The sequence below is a fragment of the Planococcus sp. MSAK28401 genome, assembly GCF_018283455.1.
GTDB classification, from domain to species: domain Bacteria; phylum Bacillota; class Bacilli; order Bacillales_A; family Planococcaceae; genus Planococcus; species Planococcus alpniumensis.
The window spans coordinates 1,097,501-1,119,390 of record NZ_JAAMTH010000001.1; the positions used below are offsets into that span (position 1 = coordinate 1,097,501).

The window sequence follows — 21,890 nt, forward strand, 5'->3', positions numbered from 1 at the left end:
GGACCATCTCCCAAGGCTAAATACTCCCTAGTGACCGATAGTGAACCAGTACCGTGAGGGAAAGGTGAAAAGCACCCCGGAAGGGGAGTGAAATAGATCCTGAAACCGTGTGCCTACAAGTAGTTAGAGCCCGTTAATGGGTGATAGCGTGCCTTTTGTAGAATGAACCGGCGAGTTACGATTGCATGCAAGGTTAAGGTGAGAAGCCGGAGCCGCAGCGAAAGCGAGTCTGAATAGGGCGAGTGAGTATGCAGTTGTAGACCCGAAACCAGGTGATCTACCCATGTCCAGGGTGAAGGTAAGGTAACACTTACTGGAGGCCCGAACCCACGCACGTTGAAAAGTGCGGGGATGAGGTGTGGGTAGCGGAGAAATTCCAATCGAACCTGGAGATAGCTGGTTCTCTCCGAAATAGCTTTAGGGCTAGCCTCAAGAAGAGAATCCTGGAGGTAGAGCACTGTTTGGACTAGGGGCCCATCCCGGGTTACCGAATTCAGACAAACTCCGAATGCCAGTGATTTATGCTTGGGAGTCAGACTGCGAGTGATAAGATCCGTAGTCAAGAGGGAAACAGCCCAGACCACCAGCTAAGGTCCCCAAATATCCGTTAAGTGGAAAAGGATGTGGCGTTGCTTAGACAACCAGGATGTTGGCTTAGAAGCAGCCATCATTTAAAGAGTGCGTAATAGCTCACTGGTCGAGTGACACTGCGCCGAAAATGTACCGGGGCTAAACGGATTACCGAAGCTGTGGATGGACATCGTAGATGTCCGTGGTAGGAGAGCGTTCTAAGGGCGTTGAAGTCAGACCGGAAGGACTGGTGGAGCGCTTAGAAGTGAGAATGCCGGTATGAGTAACGAAAGACGGGTGAGAATCCCGTCCACCGAATGCCTAAGGTTTCCTGAGGAAGGCTCGTCCGCTCAGGGTTAGTCGGGACCTAAGTCGAGGCCGATAGGCGTAGACGATGGACAACAGGTTGATATTCCTGTACCACCTCCCCGCCGTTTGAGTAATGGGGGGACGCAGAAGGATAGGGTGAGCGTGCCGTTGGTTGTGCACGTCCAAGTTGTGAGATGAGAAACGAGGCAAATCCCGTTTCTATATAACATCAAGCAGTGATGGCAAGAGGTTTACCTCAGAGTCCCTGATTTCACACTGCCAAGAAAAGCCTCTAGCGAGGCGGGAGGTGCCCGTACCGCAAACCGACACAGGTAGGCGAGAAGAGAATTCTAAGGTGAGCGAGTGAACTCTCGTTAAGGAACTCGGCAAAATGACCCCGTAACTTCGGGAGAAGGGGTGCTCTGGTAGGGTGAATAGCCCGAGAGAGCCGCAGTGAATAGGCCCAGGCGACTGTTTAGCAAAAACACAGGTCTCTGCAAAACCGTAAGGTGACGTATAGGGGCTGACGCCTGCCCGGTGCTGGAAGGTTAAGGGGAGTGCTTAGCGCAAGCGAAGGTGCGAACCGAAGCCCCAGTAAACGGCGGCCGTAACTATAACGGTCCTAAGGTAGCGAAATTCCTTGTCGGGTAAGTTCCGACCCGCACGAAAGGCGTAACGATCTGGGCACTGTCTCAACGAGAGACTCGGTGAAATTATAGTACCTGTGAAGATGCAGGTTACCCGCGACAGGACGGAAAGACCCCGTGGAGCTTTACTGTAGCCTGATATTGAATTTTGGTGCAACTTGTACAGGATAGGTAGGAGCCAGAGAACCCGGAGCGCCAGCTTCGGGGGAGGCGTCGGTGGGATACTACCCTGGTTGTATTGAACTTCTAACCCACAAGCCTTAGCGGCTTGGGAGACAGTGTCAGGCGGGCAGTTTGACTGGGGCGGTCGCCTCCTAAAGAGTAACGGAGGCGCTCAAAGGTTCCCTCAGAATGGTTGGAAATCATTCGCAGAGTGTAAAGGCACAAGGGAGCTTGACTGCGAGACGGACAGGTCGAGCAGGGTCGAAAGACGGACTTAGTGATCCGGTGGTTCCGCATGGAAGGGCCATCGCTCAACGGATAAAAGCTACCCCGGGGATAACAGGCTTATCTCCCCCAAGAGTCCACATCGACGGGGAGGTTTGGCACCTCGATGTCGGCTCATCGCATCCTGGGGCTGTAGTCGGTCCCAAGGGTTGGGCTGTTCGCCCATTAAAGCGGTACGCGAGCTGGGTTCAGAACGTCGTGAGACAGTTCGGTCCCTATCCGTCGCGGGCGCAGGAAATTTGAGAGGAGCTGTCCTTAGTACGAGAGGACCGGGATGGACACACCGCTGGTGTACCAGTTGTTCTGCCAAGAGCATCGCTGGGTAGCTATGTGTGGCCGGGATAAGTGCTGAAAGCATCTAAGCACGAAGCCCCCCTCAAGATGAGATTTCCCATTGCGCAAGCAAGTAAGATCCCTCAAAGACGATGAGGTAGATAGGTTCGGGGTGGAAGCGTGGCGACACGTGCAGCTGACGAATACTAATCGATCGAGGACTTAACCAATAAACTGAAACGTGAGTTTCCACAATGTCGATTTATCCAGTTTTGAAAGAATAAGATATTATTTTTAAAAAAATACTTGAAAAAATCGGTATTATTGATATAATAAATCTTGTCTTTCAAATTAGTACAGTCTAGTGATGATGGCAAAGAGGTCACACCCGTTCCCATCCCGAACACGGAAGTTAAGCTCTTTTGCGCCGATGGTAGTTGGGGGTTTCCCCCTGTGAGAGTAGGACGTCGCTAGTCTGGTTATTATTCCGAAGTAGCTCAGTGGTAGAGCACCGCACTGTTAATGCGATGGTCGTAGGTTCGAGTCCTACCTTCGGAGCCAATTATGGAGAGCTGTCCGAGTGGCCGAAGGAGCATGATTGGAAATCATGTAGGCGGGCAACCGTCTCAAGGGTTCGAATCCCTTGCTCTCCGCCAGTATCTTAAGCTCAAAATAAAGGCCCCTTGGTCAAGCGGTTAAGACACCGCCCTTTCACGGCGGTAACACGGGTTCGAATCCCGTAGGGGTCACCATTCAATGGAGGATTAGCTCAGCTGGGAGAGCATCTGCCTTACAAGCAGAGGGTCGGCGGTTCGATCCCGTCATCCTCCACCATTTCTTTCATGCATATAAATAGAAGGAAACTTTAATATTATCGCGGGGTGGAGCAGTTCGGTAGCTCGTTGGGCTCATAACCCAAAGGTCGCAGGTTCAAATCCTGCCCCCGCAACCAAATGGTCCCGTGGTGTAGCGGTTAACATGCCTGCCTGTCACGCAGGAGATCGCCGGTTCGATCCCGGTCGGGACCGCCATTTTTATTAATTAATATGGGTCAGTAGCTCAGTCGGTAGAGCATTAGATTGAAGCTCTAAGTGTCGGCGGTTCGATTCCGTCCTGACCCACCATATTTTTCTCCATGCCGGAGTAGCTCAACTGGTAGAGCAACTGACTTGTAATCAGTAGGTTGAGGGTTCAAGTCCTTTCTCCGGCACCATTAGGTGGGGTAGCGAAGTGGCTAAACGCGGCGGACTGTAAATCCGCTCCTTCGGGTTCGGCAGTTCGAATCTGCCCCCCACCACCAGTTTTTAGGGGCATAGTTTAACGGTAGAACAGAGGTCTCCAAAACCTCCGATGTGGGTTCGATTCCTACTGCCCCTGCCATTTTTTAAAAATATTATGATGGCGGTCGTGGCGAAGTGGTTAACGCACCGGATTGTGATTCCGGCACTCGGGGGTTCAATTCCCCTCGTCCGCCCCATGTTTTTCTTGAGAATTTAATATCATACATAATAATAGCGTGGCGGTCGTGGCGAAGTGGTTAACGCACCGGATTGTGATTCCGGCACTCGGGGGTTCAATTCCCCTCGTCCGCCCCAGTATTATTGGGGTATAGCCAAGCGGTAAGGCAACGGGTTTTGATCCCGTCATGCCCTGGTTCGAATCCAGGTACCCCAGCTTTTGCGGAAGTAGTTCAGTGGTAGAACGCCACCTTGCCAAGGTGGAGGTCGCGGGTTCGACCCCCGTCTTCCGCTCCATTATTTAGGCGGCATAGCCAAGCGGTAAGGCATGGGTCTGCAACACCCTTACCACCGGTTCGAGTCCGGTTGCCGCCTCCAAACTATTTTGCCGGCGTGGCGGAATTGGCAGACGCGCGGGACTCAAAATCCCGTTCCTTCACGGGAGTGTCGGTTCGACCCCGACCGCCGGTATCAATTGATCATCACTCTGCCAAGTGATGAGAGCTTAAAACTCTGACTATCAAAGTCAGAGTTTTTTTCTTTATTTAGGTGAATGATTATAAGTTCTACATAGCAAAGATTTTTTAAAAAATATCTAATAACCCCTTGCAAAATAATCGGTTTACTAATATAATAATAAATGTTCCTGAAAGCAATGAATAATTGTATCTGGATTCAATTTTGCCGGCGTGGCGGAATTGGCAGACGCGCGGGACTCAAAATCCCGTTCCTTCACGGGAGTGTCGGTTCGACCCCGACCGCCGGTATCATTTTCATTGCTCTGCCAAGCAATGTATGGAAAAGCCCTAACTTCGGTTAGGGCTTTTTTCTTTATCTTGTCTTGGTTGCTAAGAGTAGGACTGTTATTAAATAAAGACTACAAGTGAATACAAATGAAATAGAAGGAATTACTTTATTGAAGAGAGCGTAAAATATCTTGTGTAAATGAATAAATAGAAAAAGGAAGACCTTTTCTTGTAGAATTAAGTCACCACAACCAATTCACAGAAAAGAGGCCTTCCCTATGACTCAGTTTACAACAGATATTATGCAAGCTCTAGTAAAAAAAGAAGACATCTCCGAAGTTTTTCGCAAACATTTGGAGACGGCGGTGAATACACTTCTTCAAACGGAACTAACAGCGTTCCTGGATTACGAAAAATACGACCGCATCGGGTTTAATTCCGGCAACTCACGCAATGGTGTCTACACGCGGACACTCCATACGGAGTATGGGGATTTAGAGCTTTCGATGCCACGGGACCGGAATGGCGAATTCAACCAACAGACGGTCGCTCCGTACAAGCGCTCAAACGATACGCTGGAAGCCTTCGTTATTCATATGTTCCAAAAAGGCGTGACCATGTCCGAGATTTCGGACCTGATCGAGAAAATGTACGGCCATCATTACACGCCACAAACCATTTCCAATATGACGAAAGTCATGAGCGAACAGGTCGAGGCGTTTAAATCTCGTCCGTTAGAACAGCGTTATGCGTGTGTCTATCTAGATGCAACTTACATTGCCCTCAAGCGCGACACGGTCTCGAAGGAAGCCGTCTATATTACGATTGGCATCCGAGAGGACGGCTCAAAAGAAGTCTTGGCCTATACAGTGGCACCTACGGAATCCGCATTTGTTTGGGAAGAAGTCCTGTTGGACTTGAAAGAGCGCGGTGTCGAAGAGGTGCTTTTGTTTATCTCCGACGGCTTAAAAGGCATCACTGATCGCATCTTCGCGGTCTTTCCCGATGCTCAATATCAGGCGTGCTGCGTCCACTTGTCGCGTGGGATCCGCCACAAAGTTCGCGTTACCGATCGCAAGGAGATTCTGGATGATTTCAAATCGGTCTACCGGGCAGAGAACCAAGAACTGGGTGAAAAAGCGTTGAAAGCCTTTGTCGACAAATGGAAAACGGCCTATCCCAAAGTGGCGAAATCGTTGGAAGCGAATCCCTATATTTTCACTTTCTACAGCTTCCCAAAATCCATTTGGCGAAGCATCTATTCAACGAACCTGATCGAATCGTTCAACAAGAACGTAAAGAAATACAGCAAGCGCAAGGAGCAATTTCCGAACGAAGATTCCTTGGATCGCTTCCTGGTTTCCCAGTTCGAAATCTATAACCAGAACTTCTCCACCCGTTGCCATATCGGATTCGATCAAGCTCGTGCAGAGCTGACTGAGATGTTCAAGCAAACCTAATCGATATACATACAAGAAAAGGATTTACTTATTTACACATAATTATTGACGGTCTCTTATTGAAGAAAATGCGTGAAATTCTTATAATAAAAATTTAGGTGAAGGGAAGTCTCTTTTCGAACAAAGCGGAAGTGGCCGATGTGCTAAGTTGAAAGAATGGTAGTGGAAACATCTCTAGGGCCCGGGTCTATTCATAGGTATTTTGAAAAGGCAGCTTCTTTTGGAGGCTGTCTTTTTTACATGTATTGGAATATATAACAGGAAGCCATGGGTGAAGGGAAACTGCGTGTTATAATAATCAGAATTACGATCTTGGCGGGGGTGGCAAGGTGGTTACAGACCAAGGATTTGATCAAGAGTTTACGGCTATACTCGATAATCAAGAAGTTCTGATAGAAGAAGGGTTAAGCGAAGTTGAGGTTGTAAAGAGATTAAAGGTTTTTGGCGCCAATGAATTGCCTCAAGGAAAGCGAGAACCTGGAGTTATAAAGTTTTTTAAGCATTTTCATGATGTGCTGATCTATGTATTATTGGCAGCGGCAGTTATTACAGTCGTACTTGGACATTATATTGATACGAGTGTCATTTTAGCTGTAGTTGTCATCAATGCGGCAATTGGCTATATTCAACAGCGTAAAGCTGAGAAAGCATTGGATAGTATACGTGAAATGCTTTCATTCAAAGCGGGCGTATTGCGAGAGGGCAAACGAAAAGATATTCTGGCGGCTGATTTGGTGCCTGGGGATCTTGTTTATTTAAGGGCGGGTGATAAAGTGCCCGCAGATATGCGGCTCATAGAAGCATCGAATCTCCAGCTGGAGGAGTCGTCTTTGACTGGTGAGTCGGATGCAGTAAATAAACAGACTGAAAGACTATCGAGCGATACGGTGCTTGGCGATCGCTCCAACATGGCATTCGCAGGAACTGCTGTTGCATCCGGGTCAGGGTTCGGTGTTGTCATTGCAACTGGAGGAAATACTGAACTCGGAAAAATCAGCAGCGCCATGGAGTCGGTTGAGAAATTGCAGACCCCATTATTAAAACAGACTACTCAATTCGGAAAATTGATATCAGTGGTTATTGTACTGAGTGCAATCGGCATGTTTTTCATCGGTTATTGGGTCCACGACTACGCCACCGCTGAGTTATTATTGGCAATCATCGGCTTGACCGTAGCCGCCATTCCAGAAGGCTTGCCTGCGGTTCTATCCATTATTTTAGCTTTGGGTGTCCAGGCGATGGCTGGGAAGAATGCTATTGTACGGAACTTGCCGTCCGTCGAAACTTTAGGGGCCGTGACGGTAATATGCTCAGACAAAACAGGGACTTTGACGAAAAATGAAATGACGGCGACTTCTGTTATTCTGGCAGATGAAGAAATCAATGTTAGTGGGGTCGGTTATTCACCCGAAGGAATGTTAAAGAAAAACGGAGATGGCATTCGTTTAACTGATCATCCTCGCTTGGCAAAGTTTTTAGCCTGTGTGAAAACGGTTAACGATGCTCATTTGGTCAAAGGGAAAAAGGGGAAATGGTCAATCAGTGGGGGTGCGACGGAAGGCTGTCTGTTGACGCTTGCAGAGAAAGCGGATGACGAAGTAGAGAAGTTGTCGGTGATTATGAAGATTCCATTTGATTCTTCTTATAAATACATGGCTGCTTTGGTGGAAGAGCAGGGAACTAAATGGATCTATGTAAAGGGTGCCCCTGAAAAGCTGCTGGGGATGATACCAAGCGAAGAAAGGAATGAATGGGAGGCGAAGATAGCCTCACATGCAAAACGCGGAGAACGCCTTTTAGGAGCTGCTGTTAAGCAGGTCGATTACACAGTTGAAGGCATAAGCCACGAAGATATGAAGTGCGGGTTTGAGTTTTTGGGCATGGCAGGTATCATTGATCCTCCGCGCGAAGAAGTGATTGATTCAATTGCTCAATGCAAGAAATCCGGAATTCGCGTCAAGATGATCACTGGAGACCATAAAGAAACCGCTGTGGCGATTGGAGCCAATCTTGGAATTGGCGATGGGGTTAAGGCGCTCGAAGGCAGGGAGTTGGATGGCTTAAACGCCCAACAGTTGGAAGTTGCAGCCATGGAATACGATATTTTTGCGCGTACCAGCCCTACAAATAAATTGCAATTGGTTAGAGCTCTTCAAGCCCAGGGACAAGTGTGCGCAATGACCGGCGACGGGGTCAATGATGCACCGGCTTTGAAACGTGCTGATATCGGCATTGCGATGGGAATCAAAGGAACAGAAGTATCAAAAGAAGCAGCTGAGATGGTGCTGGTTGATGATAATTTCAGCACGATTGTCAATGCAGTGAAGGAAGGGCGGCGCGTCTATGATAATTTGAAAAAGACCATCCTGTTCATATTGCCGACAAACGTATCCGAAGGGCTGCTCATTTTTATCAGCATCTTATTTGGCACCACGATTCCGCTCACTGCGGTACAAATTTTGTGGGTCAACATGATTACGGCTGTGACGATTTCCTTAGCGATTGCATTTGAGAAGCTCGAACCTGGTACGATGGAGCGGCCACCTCGGAAAGCCAATAGCCCGTTACTCAGCGGCTATTATATTTTCCGCATCGCTTTTGCATCGGCGATTATCGGAGCGGGCATTTTATGGATGAACAGCATGCTAGAAGCTAGAGATTATGATCAAGGCATCTTGCAGACTATGACTCTACAGGCACTGGTCATCTCACAGCTATTTTATTTATTCAACTGCCGGAGTGAGCGGCATTTTGCGTTGAATCGTGATTTCTTTTCCAATAAAGCGGCCTTTATCGTCTCGGCTATATTGATCCTAGTGCAGCTATCGGTGACGTATGTGCCGTTTATGAATACGCTGCTCGGTACGGAACCAATTGGGCTTAGGTATTGGATTTGGCCGTTGCTGATAGGGGTGAGCGTGTTTGTTATTGTGGAGCTGGAAAAATGGGTGGTGCGCCGAATGAGTAAGAATGTTAATCTTTCGAATAAATAGAAATACGATCAGTAATGAGGAGGAGTTATGAGACAGATACATAGTGAAGTCGTCGAATTCAGAGGAAGCCATTATGATTATGGAATGATGCAAGGGAATACGCTCAAAGAATCGATCACGCTGCACAACCGCCGCGGGCAATGGAAGAGCAAGAGGCCGCGATTTGTCATCGACCCTGCAGAAGCGCAAGCTGCGTTCAATGAATACGCCCCGAAATTATGGGAGGAGTTGAAAGGCCTTGAAGATAGCCTCAAGCTGCCGATTGATGAGGTGCTTCGTGATTTTGGCGGTTACCGGATCGATGCGCCACCGTCGGGCTGTTCGATCGTCAGCGGCGAAGACTTTTTGGTGCGCAACTATGACTTCCATCCGCAGACATATGAAGGCAGGGTCTGCTTGTTTCAACCTGAGGAAGGAAATGCCATCATCGGTCCGAGCCAGCGCATTTTGGGGCGCATGGATGGCATGAACGAGCATGGCTTGGTGATGGGCTATAATTTTATGCACCGGAAAAACCCGGGTGATGGCTTTGTCTGTTATATGATCGGGCGCATCATTCTCGAGAGCTGCGCGACTATCGATGAAGCTGTTGCTTTGGTCGAAGATATTCCGCATCGCGGGTCATTCAGCTACGTTGTGACCGATAAGAGCGGCGCCACAAAGGTCATCGAAGCGACGCCCCGTAAAGTGGTGGTGCGCGATGCAACGGCTTGTACGAATCATTTTGAAATCCAGCAGCATGAAAACCGCAATTATCTAAAGGATTCCTATGAACGCTTGTCAGTTATCGAACAGAATGCAGAAGATGCAGCGGAAGCGTATCGTGCTTATCGCTTGTTCAATGACACGGACCGCGGCTTGTTTTCGAATCTTTATAAGAGCTGGGCCGGAACAATCCATACATCTGTTTATCTACCGAAAGAGCAGGAAGTGTGGTTTGCGCTTGGGGGCGACCAGGAGCCCGAAGTGTTCAATTTTGGGGAATGGCTTGCAGGAAAGCCTGTCCGCAATACATCCGTCCATGGACAGATAGATACTGGCATCGGGTTCGCCCATACCGATGCTTTGTTTAAATAAAAAACGGCTGGAGCATATGAGTGCTCTAGCCGTTTTTTTGTTGCAATGAAGATAGGTCGTCAAGGTACGGAAACGGGAAATGCGTATCGATTTTCCCATTGATGCGTTTCGCCAGCAAGCGTTCGCCTTGGAGCCATTTTTGGAAATCGAACATGAGCGGCAAGCGGTCGGGGCCGATGGCGAATCCGACTTCCAAACTGTTTGGGAAATAGGAAGCCGTATGCAAAGTACCGGAAGCGGTGCTGTATTTGGTGGAAAATACGCCCTGGTCCGAGTCGTTCAATAATCGAAACGCTGCGTATGCGTCGTTTGACGTTGTGGAATGCGTAAGAAGCGCTTCCTCGCGGCGTTTGGAATCGTCTATTTGGTAACGGTTTTCTTCCGATAACACTTCGAAATGGTTCGTCGAAACTGCCGCTTCCCGGACGATGACATTGCGCGGGGAAGTTTCGGCGACGACTGAACGTCCGCTCTTATCCAGCAACACATAGCTGAATGACCGGCGGTGGGGCAGTTCTTTCAATAAATCGACCGCTTCTTCGATTGATGCGCAATGTTCGAGGATCAGGCGTCCGATCATATTGCAGATAAACCCGTCCGCTGAATTGCGGCGGTTGATGAAATTATAGCCCATCGCCAGGCCCTTCTCATTGAGGCCATCCGTCCGTCCTGTAATTTGCATGGACGGCCCGATGGATGCATAGCCCCCGTCAGTCGGCTCGTACAAGGCGAACCGGCCTTCATAGCCTTGCGGTGAGCTGTCATAGTTGCGGACAAGGAAGTCGGAACGGCTCAGGATCGAACAGCCGCTGCGTGTATATTCGATATAATAGCCGCCGAATTCGCGCAGCGCATCATAAAATGGCCATTTCAGGGCATCGGCCAAGCCTTCGATTTCTTCCCAGATGCGTGGGGCAAAACGTTCGAGCATTTCGATGGCCTTCGTTTCATCCACCAATAGCTGCCGGCTGTTTTCGCCGCGCTGTATTTTTCGGTTCGGTAAAAGCAGTGAATCTCTTAACAATTCCCCTTGATGATAGCCGAAATCATAATGGCTGCCGCGGAATTGGATTACGTCGCTATGGACTTTCTTCATGTGGCATCCCTCTTTTTTATCTCAGTATCAAAAGAATACTAGAGTTTTGGGGAGAACAAAAAGAATATGCCTGAAGCGTATGCTTCAGGCAATTAAAGGACGTAGCTTGTCGCTTCGCCGCCATTGATTCCGGTGAACATATTGCCGGCAGCAGTCAATAGCTGCAAGGCATTGTCGCGGTTCATGGACGGGCGGAGGTAAAACACATGTACCGCGTCAGTTGTTTGCGGGGTTACAGCAGTGCGCTTTGAATCGACGTACGGGCTGCCGAATGCGCCTTTTGCATCGCGTGTGACGATGATGTTATCGAGCGTATTGTCGCGGTTATTCAAGCCTTCATAACGGTCATCGGGCTTGCCGAGCGCGATTTCGATCTCGCCTTCGATTTGAGCTGTATCGTACAAACCGAGTGGAATTTCGTACTGAAGCGATAGAAAACTGTTCATATCGATCGCTGAATTGACAGGGACCAGATAGTTTTGTTTACGCACACGGCGGTACAAGGCTTCTGCAGAAGGCCGGTAGCGGTTCGGGTCGCCTCCGAGCGCCTTCCAGGCCAGCTTCCATTCGAGAAGGCCAGGGAAATCCGTTAATTCCTTATCGTCCATATCGAAAAATAATTGCTCCTGGAACAGCTGGAGACGCCCTTTTAACATTTGAGGTGAATCCGAAACGGTGATATTGTTATAATGAATAATGCCGATTTTAAAATCAGGCAGGATCTCTGTAATTTCAGGGTTTACGCGAAAGTCCACAGCAAACATCCTTTCCGTGAATAGTAGAATCATCTTACCATAAATTGGAGCAAGGAGTTATCGACATGAACTTGGATCAATTCCAACAACAACTGGTTGCGTATGCCGCGGAAATCGGAATTGATAAAATCGGCTTTGCTTCGGCCGAACCATTTTTTAATTTAAAGCATCGCTTGATCCGCCAGCAGCAATTGAATTTCCAGTCCGGCTTTGAGGAATCGGATGTGGAGAAACGCACGCGCCCGGAACTATTGATGGAAGAGCCGGTGAGCATCATTGCGATTGCGATTGCCTATCCTTCCAAAATGGAAGGGGCAACGCCTGGTGTCAAAGGGGCACGGCGTGGTATTTTCTCGCGTTCTTCCTGGGGCAAGGATTACCATGCGGCACTTCGGGACCGGCTGGCGCTGCTAGAAGCGTTCATCGCGGCTCATTATCCGGAAGCACGCACAAAATCCATGGTTGATACGGGTGAATTGTCCGACCGTGCCGTGGCAGAACGGGCCGGTATCGGATGGAGCGCGAAAAATACCAATATCATCACGCCAGAATTCGGGTCATATGTCTATTTGGGCGAGATGATCACCAACATCCAATTTGAATACGACGAGCCGATGGAAGATCAATGCGGCGACTGCCGTTTGTGCATCGATACATGCCCGACCGGAGCGATTGTCGAGGGCGGGCAGCTCAATGCCCAGCGCTGCATTTCGTTTTTGACGCAGACAAAAGGCTTCCTGCCGGATGAGTTCCGCTCGAAAATCGGCAACCGGATCTACGGCTGCGACACATGCCAGACCGTGTGCCCGAAAAATAAGCGCAAAGCCAATCGCATCCATCCGGAATTCGACCCGGACCCGGAAATTGCCAAGCCTTTGCTTGAGCCGCTGTTGACTATTTCCAATCGGGAGTTCAAAGAGAAATTCGGGCATGTGTCAGGTTCTTGGCGCGGCAAAAAGCCGATTCAGCGTAATGCCATTTTGGCACTTGCCCATTTCAAGGAGGAGTCGGCAGTGCCCACGTTGATCGAATTAATGAAGACGGATCCGCGCCCGGTCATCCGCGGCACGGCCGCTTGGGCGATCGGCCGCATCGGATTAGATAGTGGAAGACAAGCGCTCGAACATGCACAGCAGCAAGAGAAAGATGAAGAGGTGCTGGCAGAGATCGCTAAAGGCTTGGCATTCTTTTCTGCAGAAACGAAAGGATAAGTGAAGAAATTTGGGAATACACATTGTGTTATATCAGCCACTAATTCCGGCGAATACCGGGAACATTGCACGTTCTTGTGCGGGGACAGGGGTCAGCCTTCATTTGATCAAGCCGCTCGGATTTTCGACGGACGATAAAATGCTCAAACGGGCGGGGCTCGATTATTGGGAGCACGTGGATATTCATTACCACGATGGCCTCGATGAGTTATTTACAGCCTATCCTGACGGCAAATACCATTACATCACCAAGTTTGGCACGAAGACCTACAGCTCGTTCGATTTTTCGGATACCGGGGAAGATTATTTCTTCGTCTTCGGGCAGGAGACAAAGGGCTTGCCGAGGGAATTGATTGATGCCAATCTGGAGCGGTGCCTGCGCATTCCGATGAACGAACATATCCGTTCACTCAATTTGTCGAATACGGCAGCGATCTTGATGTATGAAGCACTGCGCCAACAGGATTTCCCGAATTTAAAATAAACGACAAAAAAGGACAGCGCGTGGGCGCTGTCCTTTTGCATTTCGCATTATTGTCTTTTGTCTGTGCCTGGTTTGTCATCGTATCCAGCAGTGAAGATAGCTACCAAAAACGATACACAAATCCCCAAGATTAAGATCAAGTTCATGAATGACGACCTCCTTGAAATTTGCATCTGTGTTTAGTATAGCGTACCATCGGGAAAAATGAAATATGGAACCCGCTCGAAAATATGGACATTTTCCGTCCATCCGAAAAACTTGAAACTTTTTTGGATGTGATGCGTATATAAGGGTAGGAAGAAAAGGAAGGGATGAACTGATATGAAAATGAAGACATCCGTTGCACTGCTTTGGATTACGGGCCTTGCGGAGGCATTTCTGGCCATTCCGTTCATCGGGGGCGGATTTGTGATTTCTGCAGGCTATGCTCCGCTCGGCATCATGTTCGTGCTGCATGCGATTACTTTGTTCTTTTGCTTTAAAGAATATTCGCCGAAGTTCGGCTCGATTCTGGGGATCATTACAAGTGCACTCGCTTGGATTCCGTTGATTGGTTGGGCGCTGCACTTATTGACAGCGATCGTGCTATTGCTATCCGCAGCCATGTCCGGGCGTTCAGCTAGAGTTTAACAAGAAAAGCACCGAGAAATCGGTGTTTTTTTGTGGGCAAATTTAAAGACGACGAGAATTGGTTTGTAAGCGGCGCTTTCGTTTAAGGCGCAAAAAATCCCCTGCATAGAAGAATGCAGGGGACTTTTTAATGCGGTGCAATGAGAATCTGGATCGTGAACAGCACAGCAAAAATATAAAGGATCGGGTGGACGGCTTTCCATTTGCCTTTGAAGATTTTCATCAGCGGGTAAGAAATGAACCCGAGTGCAATGCCGGTTGCGATGCTTGAGGTGAGCGGCATGGCGAGAACAATAAGGAACGCCGGGAACGCTTCATCGAATTGATCCCAGTCGATTTGCTTGACGGCGCCGATCATTAAGCTGCCGACGATGATGAGAGCGGGAGCGGTGATGGCGGCGACGCCGGAAAGCGAGCCTACGAGCGGCCCGAAAAAGGCGGCTGCGATGAACAGGATGGCGACGGTCAAAGTTGTGAGTCCTGTCCGTCCGCCTGCAGCGACGCCGGCGGAAGATTCGACATAAGCGCTGGTTGGGCTTGTGCCGACCATGGCGCCTGCACTGGCGGCGACAGAATCAGCGAGAAGCGCTTGGCGCACGCGCGGCATTTTATTGTCTTTCATGAGTCCTGCTTGTTTTGCGACACCGATCATCGTCCCGGTCGTGTCGAAAAGCGTGACGAGCAGGAACGAGAACACGACGCCGTATAGCCCGAATTCGGCGACTAGCAGGAACGCTTCGATGGGATTCCAGACGATGATGCCTTCAGGAAGCGACGGCAACTTCATGAAGCCTTCCGCAAATGTCAATTGGCCGGTGAAGAAGGCAATGATGCCCGTTGCGATCATGCCGAAGAAAATCCCGCCGTGAATGTTCAAGGACATGAAGATAAGCGTGATGGCGAGCCCTGCGAGCGTTAATGCGACAGGCGGCGAAGTCAGGTCGCCAAGCCCCACGAGATTCGCTTCATTGGCGACGATCAATCCACTGAGGCGCATGCCGATGAAAGCGATGAACAAGCCGATGCCTGCCGTGATGGCGTGTTTTAAGTTTTCCGGAATGGCTTCAATGAGGATTTTGCGCATCGAGGTTAATGACAGTGCGACAAACAGCAATCCGGAAACGAAGACTGCAGCAAAAGCAGTCGTATAATCAATGGCGCCGTCAGAAGCGAGCACCATGGAAGTGAAATATGCGTTAAGCCCCATGCCCGGAGCAATGGCGATCGGGTAATTGGCGAGCAATGCCATCCACAATGTGCCGATAACCGCTGCTATGATGGTGGCAAGAAAAACCTGGTCGAACGGAACGCCGGCAGCACCTAAAATCACCGGGTTGACGATGACGATATACGCCATTGTCAGGAACGTCGTCATACCGGCAGTAATCTCGGTTCTGACGTCAGTTCCGTGTTCTTTTAACTGAAACATGGAATATCCTCCTTATAAACACGAACATTTTGAACAACACGTTTAATAATATTCGTTTTTAATATCGGATGCAAGAGCTTTTCTCAATCTAGTGGCGAATAGTCGAAATTCCTTTCGACAATTTGTACAATGAAAAAGAATAGGAGGAGAATTGTATGAATCTGACGATTGAATCAACAAAGACCTTACATAATGGAGTGGAAATGCCGCGTTTTGGCCTTGGCGTCTACAAGATGACCGATAAAGAAGCGGCGGTCGAGGCGATGGTAAAAGCGATCGAAACAGGCTATAAAGCGATCGATACCGCTACAGTGTACGACAATGAAGCAGAAGTCGGGGAAGCAATCCGTGCAGGCGGCGTGAAGCGTGAAGAGCTGTTCATCACGTCGAAAGTATGGAATACCGACCAGGGCTACGACCAGACATTGCGTGCATTCGAAGCTTCATTGAAACGGCTGGATATGGACTATCTGGATCTGTATTTGACCCATTGGGCGATCCCCGACACGTTCGAGGAAACCTACCGTGCGATCGAGCGGCTCTATGATGAGAAATTGATCCGTGCTGCCGGCGTTTCCAACCATCAGCAGCATCACCTGGAGAAAATTCTGGCCAAGGCCAATACGAAACCGATGGTCAACCAGATTGAGCTGCATCCGCAATTGACGCAGGAATCATTGCGCGAATTTTGTGCAGCACAAGACATTGTGGTCACTTCCTGGTCGCCGCTTGCGAGAGGGCGCCTGCTCGAAGATCCGGTGCTGTCGGAAATCGGCGAAAAACACGGGAAATCCATCGCGCAGACCATTATTCGCTGGCATCTCCAGAATGACTTGATCGTCATCCCGAAATCGGTGACGCCGTCGCGCATCGTTGAAAATGCCGATGTTTTTGATTTTGAATTAAGTGAAGAAGAGATGAAACAGATTTCAGCGCTCAACCAGGATTGGCGGAGCGGAACCCATCCGGACGAAATCAAGGTTTAATAAAAAAAGGCCAGCGAAGGGGTTCGCTGGCCTTTTGCTATTGTTTTGCTTCGATATCGATTTGCTGACCGGTAAATGGGTGTTTAAAAGCGATGCGGAATGCGTGCAGGAAGTATTCGCCGTCTTCAGTCGGCGGCCCTCCGTACAATTCATCGCCGATGATCGGGTGTTTGACGTGCGACAAATGGGCACGGATTTGATGCGTGCGCCCAGTCTCCAAAGTTAAATGAAGCAGGGAGCGGCCGTCTGCGCGGTTGATGACTTGGTAATGGGTGACGGCGCTTTGCCCGTTTGGTGATACGCGGCGGCGCGTAGCGTGATGGCGGTCGCGGCCGAGCGGGAAGTCGAGCGTCCCGGATTGCCCGCGGACGAGGCCTTTAACGAGTGCTTCGTATTCACGCTGCACAAGCTTTTGTTCAACCATCCGGTCCATGACGTTTTTGGCGATTGGATGTTTGGCCAAAAGCAACACGCCGGAAGTGCCTTGGTCCAGCCGGTGGATATGTTCGATATACGAACCGCCGGATTGCTGGGCGTAAGCCATCAAGCCGTTGATGAATGTATCATCCTGGTGGCTATCATTCGGGTGGGTGGCGAGCCCTTTTGGTTTATTGGCGATGATGAAGTGCTCGTCTTCAAATAAAATCTCAGGTTCGATCGATGGGTTTGGCTGGTACGGCGACTCAGCTTGGGGAATAGTAACAATCAATTGCGTCCCTTTGTCGAGCGGTTCCTGCCAACGTGGTTCTGTGCCGTCTTCAAGACGGACGCCTTTGGCCATGCGCAGTTCGTGCACGGTCTTTTTGCCGAGGCCCCATTCATTTTTCAATAAGTCCGTGACGGTCATGCCTTGTTCCGGAATTTGGTAAGTCCAATTCATCATACAGTCCTCCATAAAAACGGGATCATGCGCGCGGCACATGATCCCGTTTCAGTTTATTTTTTCACGACTTCCTGGAAAAATTGTTCGATATTCTCTTTCGGCTGTGCGCCTGTCCAGCGGGCAACTTCCTGTCCGTCTTCATAATGGACAAGTGTCGGTGTCGCTTCGAGTGCATAATCAGACCAGCCTTGCTCAAATTCGAGCAGGTTGTACTGCAACACATCGACTTCCATATCATCTGCGACAGGCATCAAGATCGGCGTTGTCTGTTGGCAGAATTGGCAAGTCGGGCTAAAGAAATAAACAGTTGTCGGCTCGCCGCTTTGGATCTGTTCATTTACGTCTTCTGGCAATGCGATGTTCTGGTAGTTTTCGTCATCGAGCTGATCGATGGTGGCCGGATTCAAATCATCCGTGCCGTATTGGTTGTCCGCCAGTTTCTCGTCTTGCGATTGATTGGTCAAGAAGACGATCAACGCAAAGATGGCAAGCACGACGCCGGCGATAATCAGCAATTTTTTCATCTTATTGTTCCTCCTTCAATGATTTCCACAGATAAACACTCGTTCCGGCAATCAAAGCGAATGCGATGAGTGCAAGAAACGGGATGGTGATGAATCCGAGGTAATTAATATATTCCCCTGTGCATGGGACTTGCCCGCATGACGGTGCGGAATCCGACAAGAACCGGAGTTTTTGGATGCCGTAATGATACAGCGAAACCGATCCGCCAATGACGGACAGCACGAGCGAGGTCATGGCGATGCGCGGGTTTTTCTGCACATAGGCAACGCCTAGCACAAAGACGAGGGGATACATGAAGATGCGCTGCACCCAGCACAGCTCACACGGAATGTACCCGCGCACTTGGGAAAAATACAGCGAGCCAAGTGTCGCAACTAGGGACACCGCCCACATGAACAGCAAACTGTTTTCTTGACGCTTCGTCATCTTTTGACCCTCTTTTCCGGAATGCTTTCCTTTTGAAGTATAATTCTTAACACCATACAAGTAAAATAATATCAACAACTGAGCGGATGGGCTATAATTAACTTTGAAACTTTTGTGAAGGAGCGCGGTAACGTGGCAGAACAATTCGATTTATCCCATTTTGAAAAAAGCATGATCATCCGTGAGATGAGCTATGCTGATATACCTGCCATTCTGGAAATGCAGCAGCTTTGCTTTCCTGGCATGGAACCTTGGAAAGAAGAGCAGCTCAGAAGCCATTTAGGCGTTTTTGCACAAGGGCAGATCGTCGCGGAACTCGACGGCAAAGTAATCGGTTCCTGCTCGAGCCTATTAATCAATTTCGACGAATACGATGACCGCCATACATGGGACGATGTCACTGACGGCGGCTATATAACGAACCATAACCAGGACGGCTATAATATGTACGGCATTGAAGTCATGGTGCATCCCGAATACCGCCGCATGCAAGTCGGGCAGCGTTTGTACGAAGCGCGCAAAGAACTGGCGCGTGAATTGAACTTGAAGTCAATCATCATCGGCGGGCGCATCCCGAACTACCATAAACACGCAGACGAAATGTCGCCGCGTGAATACGTCGATTCGGTGTCACGCCATAAAATCTATGATCCGGTGCTGACGTTCCAATTGATGAACGGTTTCCAGCTCATGCGGATCAACCCGGGCTATTTGCAGGACGATAAAGCATCGGGCAAATACGCAACGCTGATGGAATGGAATAATGTTGATTACAAGCCGATCTCCAAGCGCCATTTCAAGACTAGTTTACCTGTGCGCATCTGCGTCGTTCAATACTTGATGCGTGCCATCAATTCATTCGACGATTTGGCGAACCAGGTCGAGTACTTTGTCGATGTGGCATCGGATGCCCATTCGGATTTCGTCGTGTTCCCGGAAATTTTCACGACGCAATTGATGTCGTTCTTGAATGAACCATCACCGAGCCAAGCCGTCCGCAAATTGACGGAATTCACACCGCAATATATCGAGCTATTCACGGATCTCGCTGTGCGCTATAACGTCAATATCATTGGCGGCTCGCATTTCGTCAAGGAAGAAAATGATGAGATTTACAACATCGCATATTTGTTCCGTCGCGATGGTTCGATCGATAAACAGTACAAGATCCACATCACGCCGAACGAACGTAAATGGTGGGGCATTTCAGCAGGCGACTCCGTGCGCGTATTTGATACGGATTGCGGCAAGATCGCCATCCAGATCTGCTACGACATCGAGTTCCCGGAACTGGCCCGCATCGCCACCGATATGGGCGCCAACATCATCTTCTCGCCGTTTTGTACGGAAGACCGCCAAGGCTATTTGCGCGTCCGTTATTGTGCACAAGCCCGCGCGGTCGAGAACCAGATCTACACGGTCATTTCCGGAACGGTCGGAAACTTGCCGCAAACGGAAAACATGGATATCCAATATGCACAATCCGGCATCTTTGCGCCGTCTGATTTTGAATTCGCGCGCGATGGCATCGTCGGAGAAACCAACCCGAACTTGGAAATGGTGTTGATTGGGGATGTCGACCTTGAAATCCTCAGACGCCAACGCCAAGATGGCACCGTCAAGCAATTAAAGGATCGCCGCCATGACGTCTACCGTGTGGAATACAAACAAGATTAACTCCAGCCGCTCCGAATCGGGGCGGCTTTTTTGTGGAAAATTTGGTAAACTGATAAGTAATTGGAGGGATGAACCATGACATGGAAACAGCGAATGCAAAAATGGCTCGGACACGAGGGGCTAGATACGAATACGAAACAGCAGCTGCAATTATTATCGGAAGACGAGCAGCTGGCAGAAGATGCGTTTTATCAGGACTTGGTATTCGGAACAGGTGGGATGCGCGGTGAAATCGGGCCAGGCACGAACCGCATGAACGTCTATACCGTCAGAAAAGCATCAAAAGGAATTGCCGATTATATTGAAAGCTTCGGGGAACAGGCGATGAAGCGCGGCGTGGCGATTGCGTTCGACAGCCGCCGCATGTCACCGGAATTTGCTGAAGAAGCGGCACGTACATTTGCAGCGGCCGGCATCCGTGCTTATGTGTATGAATCTGCGCGTACAACGCCGCAATTATCGTTCACGGTGCGCGAACTGAATGCGTTCATGGGCATCGTCATCACAGCAAGCCACAACCCGCCTGAATACAATGGCTATAAAGTATACGGCGAAGACGGCGCGCAATTGGATTTGGAAGCGGCAGACCAGGTCATCGGTTTTGTCAGCCGAGTGGAAGATGAACTGGCAATCGAAAATGATGAGTATGATTCCTCCTTATTGGAAATTCTCGGTGAAGAGCTTGACCGCGCCTATATCGACCAAGTCTTGACGGTGCAGGAAACAAACGTCGAGCCGATCAGCGTCGTCTTTACGCCGCTCCACGGGGCATCAGGCGCGACCGTTCGCCGGGTTTTTGATGAAGCCGGCTATAGCGGCGTGAATTATGTCGAAGAACAAATGTTGCCGGACGGTGAATTTCCGACGGTGGAATCCCCGAACCCGGAAGAATCAACGGCATTTGACCTCGCCCGGAAATACGGCGAAGAGCAGACCGCAGATCTATTGATTGCCATCGACCCGGACGGCGACCGCGTCGGGGCGGCGGTTTGGACCGGTACACAATACGAATTGTTGACCGGCAACCAAACTGGCGGCATCTTGCTGGAATATTTATTGGGCCAGAAAAAAGCAAAAGGCGAACTGCCGGAAGACGGTCGCATCTTCAAGACCATCGTCACTTCCGGATTCGGGGAAGCGGTCGCTAGAAGCTACGGCGTAGAGAGTGAAGACGTGTTGACAGGCTTTAAATTCATCGGCGAGAAATTGCGTGAAAACGATGCGCAGCATGAATTCACTTTCTTATTCGGCTACGAGGAAAGCTATGGTTATTTGATCCGAGATTTTGCACGTGATAAAGATGCCGTGCAAGCGACATTGCTATTGGTCGAAGCGGCTGCCTTCTATAAGAAGCAAGGCAAAAACTTGTATGGCGTATTAAACGAATTATATGAACGCCACGGCTTCTACCGCGAATTGCTCGTTTCGGTGACGAAAAAAGGCATCGAAGGGGCACGTGAAATCACACAGCTGCTCGACGGCTTGCGCACGGCGCCGCCACAATCCATTGCCGGCATCGCGGTTGAAAAAATCGAAGACTACGATAGCCGGACACGGACGCTTGTCGATATGGGGACGAGTGAAGCGATCGTCTTGCCGCAATCAAATGTCCTGAAATATTTCCTGTCGGATGGTTCGTGGGTCTGCGTGCGCCCAAGCGGCACCGAGCCGAAAGTGAAATACTATTTCGGCGTCAAAGCAGCAACCCAGCAGGAAAGCGACGAAAAGCTCGAACTATTGAAAGAATCATTTCTCGACATCGTTGCGAACCGCTGAAAAAGCTCCCCATAGAGGGAGCTTTTTCATTCG

At 49.6% G+C, this 21,890-nt stretch carries 15 protein-coding genes, 17 tRNA genes and 2 rRNA genes (1 of these 34 cut by a window edge); 28 read left to right on the forward strand and 6 right to left on the reverse strand.

The features are described 5' to 3' along the window. From G3255_RS05515 to G3255_RS05620, 22 genes are all read left to right on the forward strand, one after another. Window positions 1–2,476, forward strand: a 23S ribosomal RNA gene (locus tag G3255_RS05515) (it extends 456 nt beyond the left edge of the window). A gap of 130 nt (window positions 2,477–2,606) precedes the next feature. Beyond that, window positions 2,607–2,722, forward strand: a 5S ribosomal RNA gene (rrf, locus tag G3255_RS05520). Window positions 2,723–2,732: 10 nt separating this feature from the next. After that, window positions 2,733–2,807: transfer RNA gene (locus G3255_RS05525), tRNA-Asn, on the forward strand. Between the two features lie 5 nt (window positions 2,808–2,812). Continuing rightward, a tRNA-Ser gene (locus G3255_RS05530) sits at window positions 2,813–2,902 on the forward strand. Window positions 2,903–2,923: 21 nt separating this feature from the next. Then, window positions 2,924–2,998: transfer RNA gene (locus G3255_RS05535), tRNA-Glu, on the forward strand. A gap of 6 nt (window positions 2,999–3,004) precedes the next feature. Beyond that, window positions 3,005–3,080: transfer RNA gene (locus G3255_RS05540), tRNA-Val, on the forward strand. 41 nt (window positions 3,081–3,121) lie between these two features. Further along, window positions 3,122–3,198: transfer RNA gene (locus tag G3255_RS05545), tRNA-Met, on the forward strand. A gap of 3 nt (window positions 3,199–3,201) precedes the next feature. Then, window positions 3,202–3,277 (forward strand) — tRNA-Asp (locus tag G3255_RS05550). Window positions 3,278–3,294: 17 nt separating this feature from the next. Beyond that, window positions 3,295–3,370: transfer RNA gene (locus tag G3255_RS05555), tRNA-Phe, on the forward strand. A gap of 13 nt (window positions 3,371–3,383) precedes the next feature. Then, window positions 3,384–3,459 (forward strand) — tRNA-Thr (locus G3255_RS05560). A gap of 3 nt (window positions 3,460–3,462) precedes the next feature. Continuing rightward, window positions 3,463–3,546 (forward strand) — tRNA-Tyr (locus G3255_RS05565). A 6-nt stretch (window positions 3,547–3,552) separates the two neighbouring features. Beyond that, a tRNA-Trp gene (locus G3255_RS05570) sits at window positions 3,553–3,626 on the forward strand. 21 nt (window positions 3,627–3,647) lie between these two features. Beyond that, a tRNA-His gene (locus G3255_RS05575) sits at window positions 3,648–3,723 on the forward strand. A gap of 42 nt (window positions 3,724–3,765) precedes the next feature. Further along, a tRNA-His gene (locus tag G3255_RS05580) sits at window positions 3,766–3,841 on the forward strand. Window positions 3,842–3,848: 7 nt separating this feature from the next. Then, window positions 3,849–3,920: transfer RNA gene (locus tag G3255_RS05585), tRNA-Gln, on the forward strand. Window positions 3,921–3,925: 5 nt separating this feature from the next. After that, a tRNA-Gly gene (locus G3255_RS05590) sits at window positions 3,926–4,000 on the forward strand. Between the two features lie 7 nt (window positions 4,001–4,007). Next, window positions 4,008–4,081: transfer RNA gene (locus G3255_RS05595), tRNA-Cys, on the forward strand. Window positions 4,082–4,090: 9 nt separating this feature from the next. Continuing rightward, window positions 4,091–4,174: transfer RNA gene (locus G3255_RS05600), tRNA-Leu, on the forward strand. A gap of 212 nt (window positions 4,175–4,386) precedes the next feature. Continuing rightward, a tRNA-Leu gene (locus G3255_RS05605) sits at window positions 4,387–4,470 on the forward strand. Between the two features lie 257 nt (window positions 4,471–4,727). Continuing rightward, the gene (locus G3255_RS05610) at window positions 4,728–5,909 is read left to right on the forward strand and encodes an IS256 family transposase (protein WP_211652904.1); all 1,182 of its coding nucleotides are present in this window, start codon (window positions 4,728–4,730) and stop codon (window positions 5,907–5,909) included. A 329-nt stretch (window positions 5,910–6,238) separates the two neighbouring features. Continuing rightward, entirely contained in the window at window positions 6,239–8,902 is a 2,664-nt protein-coding gene (locus tag G3255_RS05615; protein WP_211653649.1) for a cation-transporting P-type ATPase, read from the forward strand. 27 nt (window positions 8,903–8,929) lie between these two features. After that, window positions 8,930–9,979, forward strand: coding sequence for a C45 family autoproteolytic acyltransferase/hydrolase (locus tag G3255_RS05620; RefSeq protein ID WP_211653650.1), 1,050 nt, complete (start codon window positions 8,930–8,932; stop codon window positions 9,977–9,979). A gap of 25 nt (window positions 9,980–10,004) precedes the next feature. Here the strand turns inward: G3255_RS05620 and G3255_RS05625 are convergent, their stop codons facing one another. Beyond that, on the reverse strand, window positions 10,005–11,075 hold the full coding sequence (locus G3255_RS05625) for a C45 family autoproteolytic acyltransferase/hydrolase (RefSeq protein ID WP_058381331.1): 1,071 nt from the start codon (window positions 11,073–11,075) through the stop codon (window positions 10,005–10,007). A gap of 92 nt (window positions 11,076–11,167) precedes the next feature. After that, window positions 11,168–11,830: a B3/B4 domain-containing protein gene (locus tag G3255_RS05630; protein WP_211653651.1), complete on the reverse strand. Its 663-nt coding sequence runs from the start codon at window positions 11,828–11,830 to the stop codon at window positions 11,168–11,170. 65 nt (window positions 11,831–11,895) lie between these two features. Between G3255_RS05630 and queG the strand changes: the two genes are divergently transcribed. From queG to G3255_RS05645, 3 genes are all read left to right on the forward strand, one after another. Continuing rightward, window positions 11,896–13,041 (forward strand): tRNA epoxyqueuosine(34) reductase QueG, encoded by a 1,146-nt coding sequence (queG, locus tag G3255_RS05635; protein ID WP_211653652.1) that lies wholly within the window; start codon window positions 11,896–11,898, stop codon window positions 13,039–13,041. Between the two features lie 10 nt (window positions 13,042–13,051). Beyond that, window positions 13,052–13,525, forward strand: a complete 474-nt coding sequence (gene trmL, locus G3255_RS05640; RefSeq protein ID WP_211653653.1) for a tRNA (uridine(34)/cytosine(34)/5-carboxymethylaminomethyluridine(34)-2'-O)-methyltransferase TrmL — start codon at window positions 13,052–13,054, stop codon at window positions 13,523–13,525. A 321-nt stretch (window positions 13,526–13,846) separates the two neighbouring features. Continuing rightward, complete coding sequence (locus G3255_RS05645) at window positions 13,847–14,155, forward strand: hypothetical protein (RefSeq protein WP_101189917.1); 309 nt, start codon at window positions 13,847–13,849, stop codon at window positions 14,153–14,155. Between the two features lie 127 nt (window positions 14,156–14,282). Here the strand turns inward: G3255_RS05645 and G3255_RS05650 are convergent, their stop codons facing one another. Then, window positions 14,283–15,584: an NCS2 family permease gene (locus G3255_RS05650; protein WP_211653654.1), complete on the reverse strand. Its 1,302-nt coding sequence runs from the start codon at window positions 15,582–15,584 to the stop codon at window positions 14,283–14,285. A gap of 155 nt (window positions 15,585–15,739) precedes the next feature. Here G3255_RS05650 and G3255_RS05655 point away from each other — a divergent pair, with 155 nt between their 5' ends. Further along, a complete protein-coding gene (locus G3255_RS05655) occupies window positions 15,740–16,570 on the forward strand; it encodes an aldo/keto reductase (RefSeq protein WP_211653655.1) in 831 nt (276 codons plus the stop codon). A 37-nt stretch (window positions 16,571–16,607) separates the two neighbouring features. On the opposite strand, the gene G3255_RS05660 is transcribed toward G3255_RS05655, so the two are convergent. Genes G3255_RS05660 through G3255_RS05670 form a run of 3 tightly spaced genes read right to left on the reverse strand, consistent with a single transcriptional unit; the run spans window position 16,608 to window position 18,404 of the window. Beyond that, window positions 16,608–17,450, reverse strand: a complete 843-nt coding sequence (locus tag G3255_RS05660) for an RluA family pseudouridine synthase (protein ID WP_211655774.1) — start codon at window positions 17,448–17,450, stop codon at window positions 16,608–16,610. Window positions 17,451–17,506: 56 nt separating this feature from the next. After that, the gene (locus G3255_RS05665) at window positions 17,507–17,977 is read right to left on the reverse strand and encodes a thioredoxin family protein (protein WP_211653656.1); all 471 of its coding nucleotides are present in this window, start codon (window positions 17,975–17,977) and stop codon (window positions 17,507–17,509) included. 1 nt (window position 17,978) lies between these two features. After that, the gene (locus tag G3255_RS05670; protein WP_058381323.1) at window positions 17,979–18,404 is read right to left on the reverse strand and encodes a disulfide oxidoreductase; all 426 of its coding nucleotides are present in this window, start codon (window positions 18,402–18,404) and stop codon (window positions 17,979–17,981) included. Window positions 18,405–18,536: 132 nt separating this feature from the next. Here G3255_RS05670 and G3255_RS05675 point away from each other — a divergent pair, with 132 nt between their 5' ends. Both G3255_RS05675 and G3255_RS05680 read left to right on the forward strand, forming a co-directional pair. After that, window positions 18,537–20,081: a carbon-nitrogen hydrolase family protein gene (locus tag G3255_RS05675; protein ID WP_121301389.1), complete on the forward strand. Its 1,545-nt coding sequence runs from the start codon at window positions 18,537–18,539 to the stop codon at window positions 20,079–20,081. A gap of 75 nt (window positions 20,082–20,156) precedes the next feature. Next, window positions 20,157–21,857 (forward strand): phospho-sugar mutase, encoded by a 1,701-nt coding sequence (locus tag G3255_RS05680; RefSeq protein WP_211653657.1) that lies wholly within the window; start codon window positions 20,157–20,159, stop codon window positions 21,855–21,857. The last annotated feature ends 33 nt before the right edge of the window (window positions 21,858–21,890 follow it).

Coding starts and splice junctions, on each gene's coding strand:
- queG (WP_211653652.1), top strand. CDS start 11,896: ATGAACTTGGATCAATTCCAACAACAACTGGTTGCGTATGCCGCGGAA.
- G3255_RS05655 (WP_211653655.1), top strand. CDS start 15,740: ATGAATCTGACGATTGAATCAACAAAGACCTTACATAATGGAGTGGAA.
- G3255_RS05610 (WP_211652904.1), top strand. CDS start 4,728: ATGACTCAGTTTACAACAGATATTATGCAAGCTCTAGTAAAAAAAGAA.
- G3255_RS05680 (WP_211653657.1), top strand. CDS start 20,157: ATGACATGGAAACAGCGAATGCAAAAATGGCTCGGACACGAGGGGCTA.
- G3255_RS05665 (WP_211653656.1), bottom strand. CDS start 17,977: ATGAAAAAATTGCTGATTATCGCCGGCGTCGTGCTTGCCATCTTTGCG.
- G3255_RS05660 (WP_211655774.1), bottom strand. CDS start 17,450: ATGAATTGGACTTACCAAATTCCGGAACAAGGCATGACCGTCACGGAC.
- G3255_RS05625 (WP_058381331.1), bottom strand. CDS start 11,075: ATGAAGAAAGTCCATAGCGACGTAATCCAATTCCGCGGCAGCCATTAT.
- G3255_RS05620 (WP_211653650.1), top strand. CDS start 8,930: ATGAGACAGATACATAGTGAAGTCGTCGAATTCAGAGGAAGCCATTAT.
- G3255_RS05670 (WP_058381323.1), bottom strand. CDS start 18,404: ATGACGAAGCGTCAAGAAAACAGTTTGCTGTTCATGTGGGCGGTGTCC.
- G3255_RS05645 (WP_101189917.1), top strand. CDS start 13,847: ATGAAAATGAAGACATCCGTTGCACTGCTTTGGATTACGGGCCTTGCG.
- G3255_RS05650 (WP_211653654.1), bottom strand. CDS start 15,584: ATGTTTCAGTTAAAAGAACACGGAACTGACGTCAGAACCGAGATTACT.